Source organism: Paenibacillus sp. 22594 (assembly GCF_052044425.1).
Lineage (GTDB): Bacteria > Bacillota > Bacilli > Paenibacillales > Paenibacillaceae > Paenibacillus_AQ.
Genome location: NZ_JBQENA010000003.1, coordinates 313,822 through 331,956, shown reverse-complemented (window position 1 = coordinate 331,956; position 18,135 = coordinate 313,822). Strand labels below are relative to the sequence as shown.

14 protein-coding genes are annotated in these 18,135 nt (G+C 52.6%); 6 read left to right on the top strand and 8 right to left on the bottom strand.

Annotated elements, in window-relative coordinates:
- Positions 1-30 precede the first annotated feature (30 nt).
- Positions 31-1,398 carry an aspartate aminotransferase family protein gene (locus ACTJKB_RS12170; RefSeq protein ID WP_440834252.1) on the top strand — a complete coding sequence of 456 codons (1,368 nt, stop codon included), beginning with the start codon at positions 31-33 and terminating at the stop codon, positions 1,396-1,398.
- Here ACTJKB_RS12170 and ACTJKB_RS12165 read toward each other — a convergent pair.
- Positions 1,364-3,052: a PucR family transcriptional regulator gene (locus ACTJKB_RS12165; protein WP_440834251.1), complete on the bottom strand. Its 1,689-nt coding sequence runs from the start codon at positions 3,050-3,052 to the stop codon at positions 1,364-1,366. The two genes, ACTJKB_RS12170 and ACTJKB_RS12165, sit on opposite strands and share 35 nt — an antisense overlap.
- Before the next feature lie 302 nt (positions 3,053-3,354).
- Here ACTJKB_RS12165 and ACTJKB_RS12160 point away from each other — a divergent pair, with 302 nt between their 5' ends.
- The 5 genes from ACTJKB_RS12160 (at position 3,355) to ACTJKB_RS12140 (ending at position 8,602) form a co-directional block, all read left to right on the top strand.
- Positions 3,355-4,746 (top strand): NAD(P)-dependent oxidoreductase, encoded by a 1,392-nt coding sequence (locus ACTJKB_RS12160; RefSeq protein WP_440834250.1) that lies wholly within the window; start codon positions 3,355-3,357, stop codon positions 4,744-4,746.
- Positions 4,747-4,815: 69 nt separating this feature from the next.
- Entirely contained in the window at positions 4,816-6,105 is a 1,290-nt protein-coding gene (gene preA / locus ACTJKB_RS12155; RefSeq protein WP_440834249.1) for an NAD-dependent dihydropyrimidine dehydrogenase subunit PreA, read from the top strand.
- A gap of 2 nt (positions 6,106-6,107) precedes the next feature.
- Positions 6,108-7,535: a dihydropyrimidinase gene (gene hydA, locus ACTJKB_RS12150; RefSeq protein WP_440834248.1), complete on the top strand. Its 1,428-nt coding sequence runs from the start codon at positions 6,108-6,110 to the stop codon at positions 7,533-7,535.
- Positions 7,536-7,775 (top strand): hypothetical protein, encoded by a 240-nt coding sequence (locus ACTJKB_RS12145; RefSeq protein WP_440834247.1) that lies wholly within the window; start codon positions 7,536-7,538, stop codon positions 7,773-7,775.
- A 182-nt stretch (positions 7,776-7,957) separates the two neighbouring features.
- Positions 7,958-8,602, top strand: a complete 645-nt coding sequence (locus tag ACTJKB_RS12140) for a TVP38/TMEM64 family protein (protein WP_440834245.1) — start codon at positions 7,958-7,960, stop codon at positions 8,600-8,602.
- Here the strand turns inward: ACTJKB_RS12140 and ACTJKB_RS12135 are convergent.
- From ACTJKB_RS12135 to ACTJKB_RS12105, 7 genes are all read right to left on the bottom strand, one after another.
- Positions 8,588-10,099: an aminotransferase class V-fold PLP-dependent enzyme gene (locus ACTJKB_RS12135; RefSeq protein ID WP_440834243.1), complete on the bottom strand. Its 1,512-nt coding sequence runs from the start codon at positions 10,097-10,099 to the stop codon at positions 8,588-8,590. The genes ACTJKB_RS12140 and ACTJKB_RS12135 overlap by 15 nt on opposite strands.
- Before the next feature lie 194 nt (positions 10,100-10,293).
- Positions 10,294-10,770 carry a DsrE/DsrF/DrsH-like family protein gene (locus ACTJKB_RS12130; protein ID WP_074087401.1) on the bottom strand — a complete coding sequence of 159 codons (477 nt, stop codon included), beginning with the start codon at positions 10,768-10,770 and terminating at the stop codon, positions 10,294-10,296.
- Between the two features lie 134 nt (positions 10,771-10,904).
- Positions 10,905-11,786, bottom strand: coding sequence for an AraC family transcriptional regulator (locus ACTJKB_RS12125; protein ID WP_440834240.1), 882 nt, complete (start codon positions 11,784-11,786; stop codon positions 10,905-10,907).
- 258 nt (positions 11,787-12,044) lie between these two features.
- Positions 12,045-12,368 carry a hypothetical protein gene (locus tag ACTJKB_RS12120; RefSeq protein ID WP_440834239.1) on the bottom strand — a complete coding sequence of 108 codons (324 nt, stop codon included), beginning with the start codon at positions 12,366-12,368 and terminating at the stop codon, positions 12,045-12,047.
- Positions 12,369-12,458: 90 nt separating this feature from the next.
- Entirely contained in the window at positions 12,459-14,603 is a 2,145-nt protein-coding gene (locus tag ACTJKB_RS12115; protein ID WP_440834237.1) for a bifunctional diguanylate cyclase/phosphodiesterase, read from the bottom strand.
- Positions 14,604-14,859: 256 nt separating this feature from the next.
- A complete protein-coding gene (locus tag ACTJKB_RS12110) occupies positions 14,860-15,483 on the bottom strand; it encodes an acetate uptake transporter (protein ID WP_440834235.1) in 624 nt (207 codons plus the stop codon).
- Positions 15,484-15,563: 80 nt separating this feature from the next.
- Positions 15,564-17,960, bottom strand: coding sequence for an EAL domain-containing protein (locus tag ACTJKB_RS12105; protein WP_440834233.1), 2,397 nt, complete (start codon positions 17,958-17,960; stop codon positions 15,564-15,566).
- Positions 17,961-18,135: the final 175 nt, after the last annotated feature.

Here is an 18,135-nt window from a genome sequence, read left to right as displayed (position 1 = left end):
TACTATGGAATGTTGAGAGGAGAGAGTGCCATGCAAAGCCTGGGGAACGATAGCGAGCTGGCCATCCAAAAGGATCAGCAGTATTTGTGGCATAATATTACCCCTTACAATGAAAAAAATCCGCCGATGATCGCAGTAAAAGCAAGCGGCTCATGGGTGACGGATATTGACGGCAACAAGTTTCTGGACGGCATGTCCGGCCTGTGGTGTGTGAATGTTGGCTATGGACGCAAGGAATTGGCAGAGGCGGCTTACAATCAGCTCCTTAGCCTGCCGTATTTCCCGCTTACGCAGAGCCATATGCCGGCAATTGCCCTGGCCGAGAAGCTGAATGAATGGCTGGAAGGCGACTATGTTATTTTCTTCTCCAACAGCGGGTCAGAAGCCAATGAAGCAGCCTTCAAAATAGCCCGCCAATACCAGCAGCAGATTGGCCAGCATTACCGTCATAAATTCATCGCCCGCTACCGGGGTTATCATGGCAGCTCCCTTGGTGCGCTCTCGGCCACTGGCCAGGCGCAGCGGAAATATAAATACGAGCCGCTGTGCGGCGGGTTTCTGCATGTAGCCCCGCCGGACAGCTACCGACGTCCAGCGGGCATGACTGTGGAGGAATTCAACCTTCAGAGTGCGCAGGCTATTGAGGATACGATCGTCTGGGAAGGCGTGGACACGGTAGCGGCAGTTATTATGGAGCCGGTCATTACCGGCGGCGGCGTCATTGTGCCGCATCAGATTTATATGGATCGGGTTCAGGAGATTTGCCGCAAGCACGGAGTCCTGCTGATTATTGACGAGGTGATCTGCGGCTTCGGGCGTTCCGGCCGCAAATTCGGGCATCAGAATTTTGGCGTGAAACCAGATATAGTCACTATGGCCAAAGGCTTGACCAGTGCCTACCTTCCACTGTCGGCAACGGCCGTCCGCAAGGATATCTACGAGGCCTTCAAGGACAATAGTGACGACTACGGGCATTTCCGGCATGTGAACACTTTTGGCGGTAATCCGGCAGCCTGTGCGCTTGCCTTGCGCAATCTGGAAATCCTGGAACAGGAGAACCTGGTGGAGCGCGCGGATATTCTGGGCAAGAAGCTGACTGCCGGATTCGCTGAACTGCTGGACCATAGGCTGGTGGGAGATATCCGCAGCTTTGGACTTGTCATTGGCATTGAATTGGTAGCGGACAAGGTCACTAAGCAGCCTGCTGATCTGGCTGTTGTTAAGGGGATTATTGCCGGGTGCAAAGCGAAAGGTCTGATCATTGGCAAAAACGGCGATACGGTAGCTGGCTTCAATAATGTGCTTACCCTTGCACCTCCGCTATCCTCCACCGATGAGGATATCCAGTTCATCATCGACACCGTTACAGCTGTGCTGAACGGGAGCTGGGGAGAGTGAATTTCTCGGGATACAGAAGCTGATAGGCGCGCAGGGCGACCTGGATGGAGATGCGGTTCTCCGGAAGCATGAAGTCTTCACCCAGCAGCTCGGTAATTTTGTCCAGCCGGTAGTAAAGGGACTGTCTGACGATGAACAAATTCCGGGCGGCAATCTGTTTCGAACCGTCGTGGTCGAGGTAGACACGCAGGGTGAGCAGCAGCTCGCTTCCTTTGGCCATATCATGGTCGATCAGCGGGCCGAGATAGCTGCGGATGAAGTTCTCCAGTGTCTTACCGTCATTCAGGCTCAGCAGCAGCTGGAAGACGCCGAGCTCTTCATAGAACAGAATAGACTTCTGATAACAAGAATATAGAGACAGTGCCTGTACGGCTTCCTGGTAACCGGCATAGGCGTGTTTCAGACCCCGGTGGGACTTGCTGACTCCGATGACGAGCTGCAGGTCCTTCAGCTTCTCGTCGGAACGGATGTGCTGCAGCGTATCCAGTGCCTGCTGCAGCCGCAGCTTGCCCGGCAGCTTGGACTGGATATCAAGGGCGATAACCGTGAGGCGGTTATTCTTCAGTGTAATCAGCGGCCGCAGAGAGTACTTCTCGAAGATGGAGCGCAGGATGAGCGACAGGTGAAAGGTGATCGACTCCCAGTCGTTCTCCGAGCTGTTCCATTTCACGTCGCGGGGATTTTCGATTTCGATCAGGCACACGCGGTACGGCAGCTCATTGACGACATTGAAGTCGGGACCGACCAGCCCTTTGAGCCGGTTGTCATCCTGGGTCCGGCCGCCAATCAGCTCATCCACCCACAGATTCTCCGAGAACAGCTTGCGTTCCTCCATATACCGTGTGCGCAGCAGCTCCTGTGCGATCGACAGTGAAGCAGAGTCGAGCAGCAGGCAGTCGAATTCCTGCGGCTTGTGATTGCAGACCATCAGAATATAAGCCCAGGTCTGATCGAGCGCGCCTACCGGCTTCAGGGCAATCGTCTTGTGGCCGTAGTCGCGGATATAAGGGGCAGCATCCGGCTGCACGCCTTCCATCTCTTCGCCGAAGGCTTCGAAGAAGCTCAGGAGCGGTGCCTGCTCCTCGGGCGGGAGCGCCGGGAAGAACAGGGGTTTCCCTTGCGGCTGCATATATACAATTTGCGTGCGGGTGCTTTTGCATAATAATTGCAGAACCTTGAGCGCACCTTGGGAGGTTAGCGTCAGACGGTGGAACTCACGGGAGATACTTTCTAGCTCCTGAAGCATGCGGTGATGGCGGTTGATAATGAGGGAATGCAGGTCAAGGGTGATATCTACAAAGCGTACAGTGCGGGTAAAAATAATCAGCGGGAAGTCATGCTGGTTGGCGAGATCAATCATTTCCTGCGGAATGCTGCTGAAATAGGCTCCCAGCTCAATGCATAAGCAGGCTGCGTTCTTATCAATCAGATTCTGCATAAAAGATAAGGAAGAGGGCAGATCGGCGCTTGCGCCTATGCCGGTGGTCAGAATCATCTCTTCCCCGTGGATCAGACTTTCAAAGCTCGCGCTCTCCAGCACATGCACCCAGCGGATGGCACGGCTTAAGCCGGTTCTTCCGCCGATGATTTCCGCTTCGGCGAACAACGGTCTTTTCAGCGCATCACGAATCGTAAATACAAGCTCCCAATCCATAAACTTCCCCCTCGCTTGACGTATGACCGGCTTCCTGCCTGGTGTAAAAAATACACTTTTGAAATTAGACAATCTGTCTAATGTAACGAAAAATGGAATTCACTATAGTTTCAATATAACATGTCAGAATAGTTGACCTATACACATAGAAAGTAGAAATGAAATCAGGTTTATTGTTCATTTTACTACAATAATCCTGAGAAGTAAGTAAAATATTAAGGCAATACTCGTAATAATGTTATATTATATAACACAAACATGCAGTTCAAGCGGAAACCACTCATACAGAAGGAGGGATACGGATGGAGCATTCTTCTCCGTTAAACACATTTACGCCCGATATGTTCATGCGGGGTTTCGCCGAGGCCGAACGTGGCCTTACCCGCAAAGGTGCAATCGAAGAATCCAATCGTTGTCTGTATTGTTACGATGCCCCCTGCATCAAGGCCTGCCCGACCAGCATTAATATTCCTTCTTTCATTAAACGTATTGCCACGGACAATCTGAAGGGCTCGGCACAAACCATCATGGATGCCAATCCGGTGGGCGCAAGCTGCGCACGTGTCTGCCCGACGGAGGAGCTGTGCGAAGGGGCATGTGTGCTGAATGACGCTTCTGCGCCGATTCAAATCGGGCTGCTGCAGCGCTATGCCACCGATTGGGCGATCAACAGCGGGATGGAATTATTTAAGGCAGGCGTTCCGAACGGCAAAAGAGTCGCGGTGATTGGCGGCGGTCCGGCCGGGCTGTCTGCGGCCAGAGAACTGGCGCGTGAAGGTTATGGTGTGGTGATCTATGAAGCGAAGGAGCTTGCCGGCGGACTGGATACACACGGAATCGTCTCGTTCCGGCTGCCGCAGTCCATATCCCTGTGGGAAGTGGAGCAGGTCGAGAAGCTGGGCGTAGAGATCCGTACAGGGGTGAAAGTGGGCGTTGATGTCTCCGTGGAAGAACTGAAGGCCGGGTATGATGCCATCGTACTGGCTGCGGGAATGGGTTATGTTCCGCCGCTGGGTATTGAAGGAGAGAAGCTCTCCGGGGTCTATGATGCTATAGAACTCGTGGAAACCACAAAGACAGGCATTCCGGCACTGGAGCTGATGGGCCAGCGGGTCGCCGTTATTGGCGCAGGCAACACGGCGATTGATGCGGCTACCTGCTCGGTGCGGCTGGGAGCGGCGAATGTGAAGATGGTCTACCGCCGGACGCTCGCGGAGATGACGGCTTATGATTTTGAATATGAATTCGCCAAGCAGGAAGGCGTGGAATTCAGCTGGCTGACTCTGCCCAAGCGGATCATCGGGGATGAGCTGGGCAATGTGACCGCTCTGGAGTGTGTACAGATGAAGCTGACCGGAGAGATCGGCAAGGACGGGCGTCTGACACCGATGCCTGTGGAAGGCTCAGAATTCCTCATGCCGGTGGACGCGGTGGTGGTGGCCATCGGGCAGAAACGGCGGGTTGACCTCATTGAAGCACTGGGCCTGGAGCACGAGTGGGGCGTCGTTAAGATCGATGAGCGAACCGGCCTGACCTCCGATCCTCAGATCTATGCCGCCGGGGATATCGTCTTCGGCTCGGGCAAAGGTGAAGCGATGGTGGTCTCCGCTGCCCAGCAGGGCAAGGATGCTGCTTATGCCATTATGAAGCAAATGTCGGGCCTTCAGGATAGCGTGTTAGGTTCTGCCGTATAAATTGGGGTTGCTGTGCGAATACAAGACCGGTTGCTCTTGCCGGACATACATGACAGGGAGGGAACATTAATGGCAGATTTGAGAATTGATCTTGCAGGAATCAAGTCACCCAATCCGTTCTGGCTGGCCTCTGCCCCGCCTACCAATACAGGCTACCAAGTGCAGCGCGCCTTTGAGGCAGGTTGGGGAGGTGCGGTGTGGAAAACATTGGGGGAGCCGGTGATTAACACCTCATCGCGTTTTGCAGCTGTGCATTTTAACGGACAGCGCGTAGCGGGCTTTAACAACATTGAGCTGATCACAGACCGTCCGCTTGAGGTGAACCTGAAGGAAATCTATGAAACGAAGAAAAGATTTCCGAATCATGCGATTATCGCCTCCCTGATGGTGGAACCCAAGCAGGAGAAGTGGCATGAAATCGTCAAGCGGGTCGAAGCTGTAGGTGTTGACGGGCTGGAGCTTAACTTCGGCTGTCCGCACGGCATGGCTGAGCGCGGGATGGGCGCTGCCTCCGGCCAGCAGCCCGATCTGGTGCAGGCCCAGACGACCTGGGTCAAGGAAGTGGCGACCACTCCCGTCATTGTGAAGCTGACACCGAATATTACCGACATTACGGTGGTGGCCCGCCATGCTGTCAAGGGCGGCGCGGATGCGATCAGTCTGATTAATACGATCAACAGCCTGGCCGGAGTGGATATCCACAGCTGGAATACCATTCCGAATGTGGGCGGGCAAGGGGCGCACGGCGGCTATTGCGGTCCGGCGGTGAAGCCGATCGCTCTCAGCATGGTCGCTGAATGTGCCCGCGACCGCGGTGTAGGTGTGCCGATCTCCGGGATCGGCGGCATCTCTACCTGGCAGGATGTGGTGGAGTTCATGCTAATGGGTTCAACGGGCATCCAGGTCTGCACGGCGGTGATGCATCACGGGTTCCGGATTGTCGAGGAGATGATCGAAGGCCTGAACAACTATCTGGATGACAAAGGCCTCGCTTCGGTCACGGAGCTGATCGGTAAATCAGTGCCCAAATACTCCAACTGGGGCGATCTGGACCTGAATTACAAAGTAGTGGCCCGGATTAATGAGGATAACTGCATCAACTGTAATAAATGCCATATTGCCTGCGAGGACGCCTCGCATCAATGTATCGATATGCTGACCAATGCCGAGGGCAAGGCGATTCTGCAAGTGCGTGAGGAAGACTGTGTAGGCTGCAATCTGTGTTCGATTGTCTGTCCGGCAGACGGTGCAATTGATATGGTCGCTCTGGACAGCGGGGCAGCGCCAATGACCTGGAATCAGCGGAATCAGGTGATCAGTGGTTTGAACGGCTCGTACTCGGAAGCGGAGGTGGTATAAGGATGAAGAAGATCATCAAAAACGGCATTATAGTTACCGCAGCGGACACCTATAAAGGAGATATCCTGGTGGAAGACGGGATGATCACCGGTATTGGTCTGAATCTGGAAGTGCCGGGTGCGGAGATCATCGACGCTTCCGGCAAATATGTCTTTCCAGGAGGCATCGATCCCCATACCCATCTGGATATGCCCTTTGGAGGTACGGTAACCGCTGACGACTTCGAGACCGGAACCATTGCCGCCGCTTACGGGGGGACGACAACGGTCATCGACTTCTGCCTGACTGCCAAAGGCCAGCCGCTGCAGCAGGCTGTGGATACCTGGCACCGGAAATCGCGGGATAAGGCTGTCATTGACTATAGCTTTCATCTGATGGTCTCAGAGCTGAACGATACAGTGCTCGGCGAACTGCCGCAGATTATTGAGAAGGAAGGCATCACCTCGCTGAAGGTGTTCATGGCTTACAAGAACACGTTCCAGGCCGACGACGGCGTGCTGTACAAGACGCTGCAGGCCGCCAAGCGGGAAGGCGCACTAGTGATGGTCCATGCTGAGAATGGCGATGTGATTGAATATCTGGTAGAGCAGGCCTTGGCTGCCGGAAACACCGATCCGATCTACCACGCCTTGACCCGGCCTCCGGAGCTGGAGGGTGAAGCTACCGGCCGGGCCGCTTATCTGACAGAGCTGACCGATTCGCAGCTCTATGTGGTGCATGTAACCTGTGCGGAAGCCGCCTGGAAGATCGCTGAAGCGCGCCGGAAAGGGCTGCGGGTCTACGGCGAGACCTGTCCGCAGTATCTGGTCCTCGATCAGACAGCGCTTGAGAAGCCGGACTTCGAAGGGGCCAAATATGTCTGGTCCCCGCCGCTGCGCGAAGAGTGGAACCAGGATGTGCTGTGGGATGCGCTCTGGAGCGGCACACTGCAGACGATCGGCTCCGACCAGTGCTCTTTTAACTTCAAGGGGCAGAAGGATCTGGGTCTGGGTGACTTCTCGAAAATTCCGAACGGCGGACCAACCATTGAAGACCGGTTCAGCGTGCTCTATTCCGAAGGTGTGCAGAAAGGCCGCATTTCTCTTCATAAATTTGTTGATATCATTTCAACGTCCAGCGCCAAGCTGTTTGGACTGTTCCCTCAGAAGGGCACCATTGCTGTAGGCAGCGATGCGGATATCGTTATTTTCGACCCTGCTGTGAAAAGAACCCTTTCTGCCGGTACCCATCATATGAACGTGGATTACAATGCCTTTGAAGGCATGGAGGTCCAGGGTGAGCCCGTCTCCGTGCTGAGCAGGGGGGAATTCGTCATCCGTGACAAGCAGTATGTAGGCAAGGCGGGCTGCGGCAAATATCTGCACCGCAAACGCTTTGAAGCCGAAGCGCCGCGTCCCGCTCAAGCAGAAATCAGCGGAGGAGTGGTCTAAATGTCTGCATATGCCGAGTTTGACAAGGAACGGCAGGAGGTTGACACTTTGCTGCGGCAGGGTTACTCCATTACCAGTATCCAGGAGGATCTGGACGGAGCGAGAGTGAAGTTCATCAGCAGTGATCCGGGTAAAAGCTCCCAAGAGCTGCTGCTGCTTACAGCCGATGCGCGCAAGCATGTGACGACGTTGCTTTTTGCCGGAATCAAACCAGGTACCCCCATAGAAACACATATCTGAGCTGTCATAAGCGTTACAAGGCTGCGATCTTAGGATCGCGGCTTTTTGGCATATTCCCGTGTCTCGCTTCTCTTCGCATGTCCATCCGATGTGCGTCAAGACACCGCATCCAGCGAAAAGTATTGTATAATTGAGGCTCAATGTTAAGCCATTTCAACTATGGATGAGGAGAGCGGAATCCTATGTTTTATTTAGATATGATGTCATGGCTTACGGAGGAGCGCCTCCGGCAGCTATTGGAGCAATACCGGTCGCTGGGGCCTCTGCCCGGAGTCGGGCTCACCTTTATGAAATCCTTTGTGCCGCCGTTGCCGACGATTGCGATCGTGGGACTCAATGGGGCGGTGTACGGGCTGTGGCTGGGTTTTTTGTATTCCTGGCTCGGGCTGGTTGCGGGCTGTGTAACTACGTTCCTGATTATCCGTAAAATCGCTTCGCACCCCTACTTGCGCAAGTGGGCGCTGCGGCCCAAGGTTGCAAAGAGCATGACCTGGGTCCGCAACAGCGGCTTCAGCTATGTGTTTCTGCTCAGCATATTCCCGGTCGGGCCGTTTGTCGTAATCAATATGGCTGCCGGGCTGGCCCAGATGCGGCTGCGCTCGTACCTGATTGCGCTGTGCGCAGGCAAAGCCATCATGGTGTTTGCAGTCTCCTATATCGGAAATGATATGGAACGGTTCATCCGCCATCCCGGGGAAATCCTCTACGTGCTGCTCTTTATCGGAGTCTCACTCTGGGGGGTTAAGGCCATTGAAGCCCGGTTTGCCCGGGCCGCGCGGGTAAGGGAGGAGGAGCTTCCTGCCGGTGAATCGCTACAACGCGAATAATTCGCGGACAGCAGTCCCGGTTCCGCCTTCTTCGGTAAAATGAAGCCAGCTGTTAGTCGCGCGGTTATAGCGGTAATCCTGCTGCCAATCACTAATGTGGCGGGCAATGCTGCGGATGGCGCTTACCATCCGCTCCACCTCGCCGTCAGTCATAATAGGGTGCAGGGAGAGGCGGACCCAACCCGGCTTAAGCGACTGGTCGCCAGCATGAATGGCCTGGATAAATTCACGCGAGCGTTCCCGGTCAAGACCCAGCAGATGATGGCCATAAGGTCCTGCGCACGAACAGCCTCCGCGCCCCTGGATACCAAACCGGTCATTAAGCAGTTTGACCACAAGATTATAATGAATCCCCTGTACATTGAAGGATACGATCCCATGGCGCCGCGTGTGTTCTCCAGCAAGGATCGTGCAGCCCGGGATAGAGTCAAGTCCGGCGAGCAGCCGGCTGCACAGCTGATGCTCTCTCTCCATCATGAATCCGCCATCTCCGTTCATGGCATCCTTCAGCTTCAGGCACAATGCTATTCGGAAGGCTTGCAGGAAACCCGGAGTCCCGCTGTCTTCACTGACTTCAACCGTATGGATATAGCGGCGCCCTCCCCAGGCGTCGACCCATATCACCGTTCCCCCGCCCGGCTCATCCGGCTGACGGCCTCGCTTTAAACCTGCATCGAAGACTAGTACTCCGCCTGTACCGGGGCCGCCCAGAAATTTATGTGGTGAGAAGAAGATGGCATCCAGCCTCTCCAGCGGATCATTAGGATGCATGTTGATGGGGATATACGGAGCGCTGGCGGCAAAATCAACAAAACAAACTCCACCGTGGCGGTGCATAACCGCGGCGAGCCTGTGATAAGGGGTCTGAATACCGGTTACGTTGGAGCAGGCAGTGAAGGAGCCGATCTTGAAGCGGCGGTTCCGGTAGAGCATCAGCAGGCGCTCCAGCTGCCGCAAATCTATCGTTCCATCTGAACCGGCAGGGACGGTGACGACATCACCGATGCCTTCCTGCCACGGCAGCAGATTGGAGTGATGCTCCATATGACTGACAAAGATGACCGGCCGGTCCTCGGGGGGGCAGAGATACTCTTCCTGCATCCATTCCGGGAGTTTCAGGCCCATCAGGCGCATCAGTTTATTCACTGCGCCCGTAGTGCCGTTGCCGCAGAAAAGCAGAGCATCCCCGGGTCCGGCGTTCACATGGTCCCTGATGATTCTCCGCGCTTCATTATAGGCCCCGGTCATCGTCAGCCCCGTGGTATTGGATTCTGTGTGTGGGTTGCTTACATAGGGGCCGAAGCTCTCCTGGATTTTACGCTCTATGGGTTCATACAGCCTTCCGCTGGCTGTCCAGTCGGCATAGAGCAGCGGCTGCCGGCCATAGGGCGTTGAAATCACATGCCGGCTCCCAATTGTATGCTCGCGAAAAGCTGCGAAATGCTCCTGCAAGGAAGCGGGCTCCTCTGCCGTAGAAGTGCGGTGGATACTCAGCACGGACAATCCCTCCAGCCAATAATTTCTTGAAAATATTAGGATACATGGGTTTCACATCATCAATCATCCTTATATTTCCCGCTGAAACGGATACCGTCCTTAAATGGCCGGCGAAGCCGTTTCTACTTATGGCCCCAGTATATGCCCGCTTGCAGAAATAGGTTAAAGCCCAGAGCCAGTCGGAAAGGATCTGGCTAGATGAACAGCTGCATATCGCTTTCAAGCGCGTCCTTCAGATAGGTGGCGGCATCAATGATCTCGACCTCGGGCAGAAGCTCCTCCGGCTTGAAGCCCATAATTTCAACACTCAGCTTGCAGGCGTAGAACTTGATGTTTTTTTTGCGGGCTCCCTTCAAAAAGTGAATCAGCTTCGGCGCTCCCTGATCCTCGATCATTTCCTCCAGCATCATCTTCCCGAGACCGCTGAAATTCATCCGTGAGAGCGGAAGCTGCTCCGGCCCCTTAGGGGTAATCACATCCATGAGCTTTTCGTAAATCGTTTTATCCTCCAGTGTCATTTTGTCCGGATCGCGGACCAGGAACAATCCCCAGAACGTGAAGAACATCGTGACCTCGACGTCAATATCCCGGGCGGTATTAGCTAGAATCAGCGCCGCCATGGCCTTGTCATACTCCCCGCTGAACATCAGCAGGTTCATTCGTTTACCCATTCCTCTTATCCCTCCATGGATAGCCAAGATGTCTTTAGTATGGTTATAGAGGGAAGAAGTATGCTTCCTTGAAAACTGAATTCCACAATAAAATAAGGGGTTTATTTGTATGAAATTGCGTAGGGGGATAGAGCTCAGAAAAAGAGACGGCTGTAATTCAACCCGCCGTTTCCGGACCGGAAAGAGCCTGGAGTCTGGCCCGTCAGCTTTTGAAAGACCTTGATGAAATAGCTGCCGCTGGAATATCCGACTTGGGAAGCAATAGTCTCAATGCTCCAATCGGTGGTTCCGAGGAGTTCTACAGCGCGTTCAATCCGGGTCCGATTCAAGTATTCATTGGGAGTCAGGCCGACATATTTGCTGAATGTACGCAGCAGGTGGAATTTGGAGAGTCCCATTTGTCCGGCAAGCTGTTCCTGGCCGATCATGGAGCTGTAATGGGTTTCGATGAATTGGACGGAATCCCGAATAGCTGCGGGCCATTCTATTGCGTCCCGTGGTCTGCCCAGAGAGAGTCTGCCGAGCTCCATCATGAATTGATGCAACAGGGAGGAGGCCATGTAGGGATCTGAAATTCTCCCCGAATGGGCTTCGCGGGCAATGTCGCGCAGGATACGGATCGGCCTGCTGCCGGGGACAATGGCCGGAGCGGCTCCGAGCTTGGACTTAATGTCTTCCCAGAGAGGCAGGAGGAGCTTCGGCCTGAAGAGCAGAAAATAAAATTCCCATGGCACTGAATCACCGGGATGATAATAACGGTGGCTGCCGGGGATTTCAGTCAGGAATGCCCGTCCCGGCCCGATGCGGTGAGTCTCCAGCTCCGTCTCGAACATTCCCTGTCCTTCTACGGTATATTGGAACAGCAGCAGTGGTCCATCCGTACGGCTCATGCCGTTCCAGTGATAGGAGGAGTCCGTCACGATTTCGTGTCCGACTGCGAAAAGATTGTAGAGTGACAGACGGTCAGGCTCGCTGAAGCGGAAGCCGTAGACCCCGTGGCTGTTTTTGTGTGTCACAGAATCCCTCCCTAATCGAACGTAAACTTGAGAATGTTTGTTTTAGCTTATTGTACATAGAATATACGGTATAGAACAACAAATTTAAAATATTTGTAGAACGGAAACTTATTTGGCGTCCATTGAGTCTTGACCAAGTAGAGCGAGAAGATGAGGATAATGTATTGCGAAAAGCATATGAATTCTTATCTTTATACAAAAACAGCCCCCTGCCGGGAGCTGCTAATAGGATGATAGGGTGGAAGTCTGCAGCTTCTGCTATTCTTTGCCTGCATCCTGCTCGGCAGATTCAACAACCTCTGGACGGCGCAAGTCATAATGGCGGGCGGCCAGCCAAATGCTGCCGGTGAACAGCACAATGAGGCCAAGAATGATCCCAAAACGCCAGTCCCCTGCCTTGAAGTTGAGCTGGAGAACCGTCAGCACAAGCGCGACCTGTGTCCAGACCAAGGTTCTTTTGCGGAAAGCAGTAATATTTCCAGCCATATTCGGCATACCGCGGATGACGCGAAATGCGATTAGGGCAAGAATTAGAGCGAAGGCAATAGTTGCAATCCATTCCGGTGTTGTTAGCGTATTCATGTTTCTCAAAATCCTTTCGGCTTAACTTCAGACTGCCACCGCCCCTTGAAGGACGGCACAGCCGGTTCTTCTTATTATACTGGCTATAGCTTATGAAGCAACCTTATGAATATCTTCGGGAGGCAGCGGCGGGAAGAAGAAGAAGCCCTGGATATGCGGGCAATTATGCTTAATCAGGAATTCAAGCTGTTCCTGCGTCTCCACACCTTCGGCGATCAGATCATAACCGAGCTGAGATGCGACGAATACAATGGATTTGATAATCGTTTCATCAATCGAACTTACGCCGATGCCAGTAATAAAGGTGCGGTCGATCTTAATTTTGTTCACGGGAAAATGCTTCAGGTAGTTCAGTGATGAATACTTGGTTCCAAAATCGTCGATCGAGACGATGATGCCATGATCGCGCATCTGCTGCAGCAGCGGATAATGCTCTTCGAGGAGGGCAGTGCTCTCTGTAATCTCGAACTCCAGCACACTTGTCTCCAGTCCATAATGGTCAAGAACGGCAAGCAGATTCTCGATCAGGTTACGGTTGTAGAACCAGCTGTTGGAGATGTTGATCGAGGTCCGAAGCAGCGGCAAGCCCATCGCTCTCCACTCACAGAGCTGGCGGCAGACCTCGCGGATGACCCAGTCTGTAAGCTGGATCATCAGTCCGGCTTCTTCTACGGCAGCAATGAAGGTCCCCGGTCCGATCAGGCCCTTCTCGGGATGGTTCCAGCGGATCAGCGCCTCCATGCCAATCATTTTACCGGTAATGGCGTTGATCTGCGGCTGATAATGAAGCACGAATTCTTCACGCTCCAGAGCGGAATGCAGATATTTGGCGATCATCGTCTTCTGCTCCAGCTTCTCGCGCAGTTCCCAATCAAAGATAAAGAAATTAGCGTCTTCCAGTGTTTTAGCCTGATACATCGACATATCTGCGAACTTCAGCAGATCATCCTTGTTCAGTGAATGCTCCGGATACAGGGAGACACCTATACTGGTCGATAAGCTCAAATGCGCGCCGGAAATAAGCAGCGTCTCCGAGATCAGCCCGCTGATCTGGCCGGCTATGACGCGAATGTCCTCCCGGGGCAGGTCGGCGAAGATCATGACGAACTCGTCACCGCCGGTGCGCGCGAACAGTTTGAAGGGCAGCGGGCCGCTTTTCAGCCGGCTGGCAAGGGTCTTGATCACCTGGTCCCCGATGGAGTGTCCCAGGGTATCATTGATTTCCTTGAACCGGTTGAGATCGAAAAAGAACAGCGTGTAGGTCTGGGTCAGCTCTGCAGATTGCAGCAAGCGTTCGAATTCGTCCATGAAATAACGCCGGTTAGGTATTTCAGTGAGACTGTCGTAATGCGCAAGCTTCTCATACAGACGTTTAGATACGCGCAGATCCCGTGTACGGATGCTGACCACCCGTTCCAGTTCACGGTTGAAGCGGCTCTGATGCCAAAAGATGTAGAGAATAAATGCGATGACAAGCAAAAAGGCGATATCGATCCAGAGCACGCTGCGCAGAACCTCCCATTTCTTCTGTGAGGGTACGGGGATGCTCATGAGCCAGTGCTGATTGTAAACAGTAACAGGAACTGTAAGCTGCTTTTCTTCCGTAGGGGAAGAGCTGCCAAACAGAAAGGTATGGTCGTCTGCAGTAACTGAAATTTGGGTATTCTTCAACGGAAGCTGGTCCACAATATTGTCAATCTTCAAAGTGACGGAGACGATTCCAGCAAATGCGCTGTTTTTGTAGATGGCTTGCCTGATCACCATACCGTAGTCACCTTGAGCCAGTATCCGTGGTCCGTCTATGGTAATGCCATGGGAGCGGATCGTTTCCTGTATCATTCCAGGTGAGGAGAGTGCCGAATCCAGCAGCAGGCTCTTGCCCAGAATCGCTGTATTGCCGGGGAGAGGATATAAATAGCGGATGAGGCCGTCAGGAGCGATCATGATATTCATAACGTTGTTTGAATTGTTGCGGTGTGCGTTGACTAAATACTGGTTAATCAGGTTTGGATCAGCGTCAAAGCCGACTGTTTGAATAAAGGAACTGACGCCTTTGACAATCGAAACTTGTTCTTCAATATTCGATGTTAGCATGACTGCTTGTGAGGACAAATCGGCTTTTTCAGCCCGGTATTCCCGCTCTACAGATAGAGAGTAATAGTAGAACAGAGAAAGCTGAAGCACGACTAAGAAGCCGAGGATGATGGTTAAGGGCTTTTTATTAATGAAAGCCATAAATTGCCTCCGATATCGAAAAAATTCATCATTAAATTTGTCGCAAGTAGAAAAGGCTACGCCATTAAATTGAAAGAGGCTTCGCCCGGGCTCCCCCACCAGAGGAAAATGTCGATATATGTCGTAGGTGTTTCTATAGCATGTCATTTTTATCGTCTTTGTGCAAGGGGGAAGCTTACAATAATCCTACAAAATCAAAACGGATAAACACGTTCTGCCTCAGAGCAGATTGTATTTATCCGTTGCGGTTGAAAGACTATTTTTTGAAGATCCCAAGCGGAGCTCCAACCGGCAGGAAGGTGCGTCCAAAATGAGCGTTAAGCACGGATGCACCACAGCCGTAAAGGGATACAATGCCGATAGCCAGTTCGGAGCAGGCAGCCAGCTTGTGGAAGAATTCAGCAGCGACTCCGAAGGAATCCATCGTCAGACCGAGGAACAGGAAATCAATTAACACAAAGATGATAAGCAGCACCCGGTTCGCTTCTACCGCACCAAGCGTCATGAATAGTGTGAAGACCAGATATCCGAGAAAAACAAATCCGAGCTGTTTGGGATCTACACCTTCCGCCAGAACTGTTCCAAATACTCCGAGCTTGATCAGCCAGCTTGCAGCCATGCCGAACCAGAAGAATGCATAGGCTCCAAAAGCAGTCATGCCGAAAGTGTTGTTGTGCTTGGCATCCTGAATGGATGCGAACAGCTGGGCGAAGGCTCCGAGGAAGATTGCCCATGGGATGCAGTAGCTGAGACCTGTTGTAATTTCGAGCTTTTGTGAAGAAGCAACCAGGGTAACGATAGCCAATCCGAACAGGCCGATGGCGCTAGGGTCGGCGGTGATGATTTTGACGGATTGAGTGTTTGGCGATTGCGCTGACATAACAATAAATGCCTCCAATTTTCAAAAGTGTTCGCATAGGATAACAGCACCCGATTCGGGTGCTGTTATCAGCTTGCCTATCATATCATATCGTCAGAACCTTGCCTATAAAGGAACCGTTCATTTTCTGAATTTTCCTGTGACAATAAGGGAGGGATTTCCCCTGCCTTAACGGGCTTGCTGATATAGAATCCCTGTAACTCGTCACTGCCCAGGCTTCGCAGCATATCGAACTGCTCCGGCAGCTCAATGCCTTCTGACACTACGCACAGCCCGAGATTATGACTTAGCTCAATAATAGCTTTGACCAGCACGTCGCCCTGCGGAGCCGGAGTCATTTCAGTGACAAAGGAACGGTCGATCTTAATTACATCAACAGGGAACCGCCGCAGATAGCTCAAGGAAGAGAATCCGGTACCGAAATCATCGAGCGAAATGCGGAATCCGTGTGCCCTAAGCTGTTGCAGCGACTGGAGAATGCTGTCTCCGGAGACCAGCACGCTCTCCGTGATTTCTAGTTCCAGGCAGGAGGCTGGCAGCCCGAATTCATTCAGCAAGCCCTGCAATAGATCCAGCAGTCCGGATTGCATCAGCTGGACTCCTGAGATGTTGACTGCAGCTGTTAGGAAGATGCCTTGCTCCCGGAATTTCTGTAAATCAGTGCAAACCTGCCGCAGCACCCAGCCCCCGATAGCGACAATGGAGCCGCTGGTTTCCGCAAGCGGGATGAACTCTGCAGGAGAAATGGGCCCATGGGAAGGAGTAGTCCAGCGCAGCAGGGCTTCCACTTTATGCACTTGCAGGTCCCTACTTCTGAGAATTGGCTGGTAATGCACCTCAAACTCATCATTAGCCGCTGCAGACAGCAGCAGCTGGGACAACACCTTTTTGCGCCGGATACTCTTTTCCAGGTCTTTGGAATATTGAAAAATGTTGTTTCTCCCCGTCTCTTTGACATGGAACATCGCCAGATCGGCCTGCTTCACCAGATAGTCGGCGTCCTCCCCGTCTTGGGAATAGATGCTGATGCCGATGCTTGCTGTATTATAGAGGAGGTGTCCCTGGATATGATGAGGCATGGAGAGAGCCTCCTGAATATTCGCTAACTGGGCGGCAATCGCTGCGGAATCGGGGATGTCTGAGAGGAGTATGGTGAATTCGTCGCCGCCAAGGCGTGACACCACATCATGCTGGCCGACAGCCTGTGTAATCCGGAAGGCCGTCTCTTTGAGCATAGCATCGCCGAAATCATGGCCAAGCGTATCGTTGACGGTCTTGAAATGATCCAGATCAATAAAGACGAGCGCAATCTGCCGGCTGCTCCCCTTCACGGAGGCAATCGCAGCGTTGAGCTTCGCGAAAAAAAGCGAGCGGTTAGGCAGCTGGGTTAGCGGATCAAGCGTGGATTGCTGCTTGAGCTCATCCTGGGCCTGTTCCAGAGAATTAATCATCCGGTTGAACTCATGCTCCACGTCACTGAATTCATCTTTTCCGGTGCTGGGGATGCGTATAGATAAATCCTTACTGCTGCCAATAGCGCGGATATTCGTAATCAGTAAAGACATTCTTTCCAGAATGGAGCGGTTCACGAAAACCAGACTCACTAGGCAGCTAAGAATGGTTATAAGAAAGAAGGATAGCCGGAAGCTGTAGATGGATTCCTGCCCGCTCTCATAGATTCGGCGGGGCTCCTTCAGTGTGATGACCATGCCCGGATCGCCGAACAGATCATCTACGATGGTGTGGGCCGACATCTTGCTATTGGAGACTGGACTCATCCAGAGTTTATTTCCCCTGCTTTGCGCCAGCATTTCTGAGCTCACTCTTGTAATTTGAATACTGGAGGAGCCTTTTCCCCAGACACGGGTGATTTCCTCCTGCTGCAGCATTCTTCCGGCAATGGCGGTGCCAATTACCGGTTTATCTCTGAGGCTGTTGACTATAGGTGTGAGTGTAATTAGCATTGGGCCCTTATCCAGAATCACAATCCCGGACTTACTGTCGTTTGCACCTGAAAATGCAGGGATCCGGCTGTTCATCAACCGGAATAGCGTTTCTAGCTCCGGTGTCAATGGGGAAATCTTCTTAAGGCTCGAATTATATATTCCTCCATATAGAGGCTGTCCCGACTTGTTCAGCAGGGCAATCATATCGAAGTGATTAACCTCGTAGATAGTCCTATTGAAGGTGTTGCGGATAAAAGCGTCGTCTGCGGCAACGGAACCTTCGGCCTTGCTGCCCGGCTCTACAAACCGGTACGTCTCATCCCGGAGTGAATAATTGAGCAACCCGGTCTTCATATCCCGCAGATCCTCCTGGTAGGACGAGAGTGCATCCGCAAGACTGTCCTTAAGAGCGGCTTCATCCAGCTTCTCGAAGCGGTTGAGCATGATGAGGTGCAGAAGCAGGTAGGTAACCCCTAAGGAAAGCAAGGCAACAACAAAAGTAAAGATGATCATTTTTTTGCGTAGCTTCATGATGCTCCCCTTTAATGAATTTCAAATGAATAGGAAATAAGTACCATGTTGAATAGTGTACCACGATTAGGGAATATTTTGCAGCGGTTTTCTCCCTAATGTGTCGAATTTTGATGTATAATAGTTCGATGAGAATGATTATTAAATAATAATATAAGGAGATAAGCCTTGTTCT

Coding starts and splice junctions, on each gene's coding strand:
- ACTJKB_RS12170 (WP_440834252.1), top strand. CDS start 31: ATGCAAAGCCTGGGGAACGATAGCGAGCTGGCCATCCAAAAGGATCAG.
- ACTJKB_RS12165 (WP_440834251.1), bottom strand. CDS start 3,052: ATGGATTGGGAGCTTGTATTTACGATTCGTGATGCGCTGAAAAGACCG.
- ACTJKB_RS12160 (WP_440834250.1), top strand. CDS start 3,355: ATGGAGCATTCTTCTCCGTTAAACACATTTACGCCCGATATGTTCATG.
- preA (WP_440834249.1), top strand. CDS start 4,816: ATGGCAGATTTGAGAATTGATCTTGCAGGAATCAAGTCACCCAATCCG.
- hydA (WP_440834248.1), top strand. CDS start 6,108: ATGAAGAAGATCATCAAAAACGGCATTATAGTTACCGCAGCGGACACC.
- ACTJKB_RS12145 (WP_440834247.1), top strand. CDS start 7,536: ATGTCTGCATATGCCGAGTTTGACAAGGAACGGCAGGAGGTTGACACT.
- ACTJKB_RS12140 (WP_440834245.1), top strand. CDS start 7,958: ATGTTTTATTTAGATATGATGTCATGGCTTACGGAGGAGCGCCTCCGG.
- ACTJKB_RS12130 (WP_074087401.1), bottom strand. CDS start 10,770: ATGGGTAAACGAATGAACCTGCTGATGTTCAGCGGGGAGTATGACAAG.
- ACTJKB_RS12120 (WP_440834239.1), bottom strand. CDS start 12,368: ATGAATACGCTAACAACACCGGAATGGATTGCAACTATTGCCTTCGCT.
- ACTJKB_RS12115 (WP_440834237.1), bottom strand. CDS start 14,603: ATGGCTTTCATTAATAAAAAGCCCTTAACCATCATCCTCGGCTTCTTA.
- ACTJKB_RS12110 (WP_440834235.1), bottom strand. CDS start 15,483: ATGTCAGCGCAATCGCCAAACACTCAATCCGTCAAAATCATCACCGCC.
- ACTJKB_RS12105 (WP_440834233.1), bottom strand. CDS start 17,960: ATGAAGCTACGCAAAAAAATGATCATCTTTACTTTTGTTGTTGCCTTG.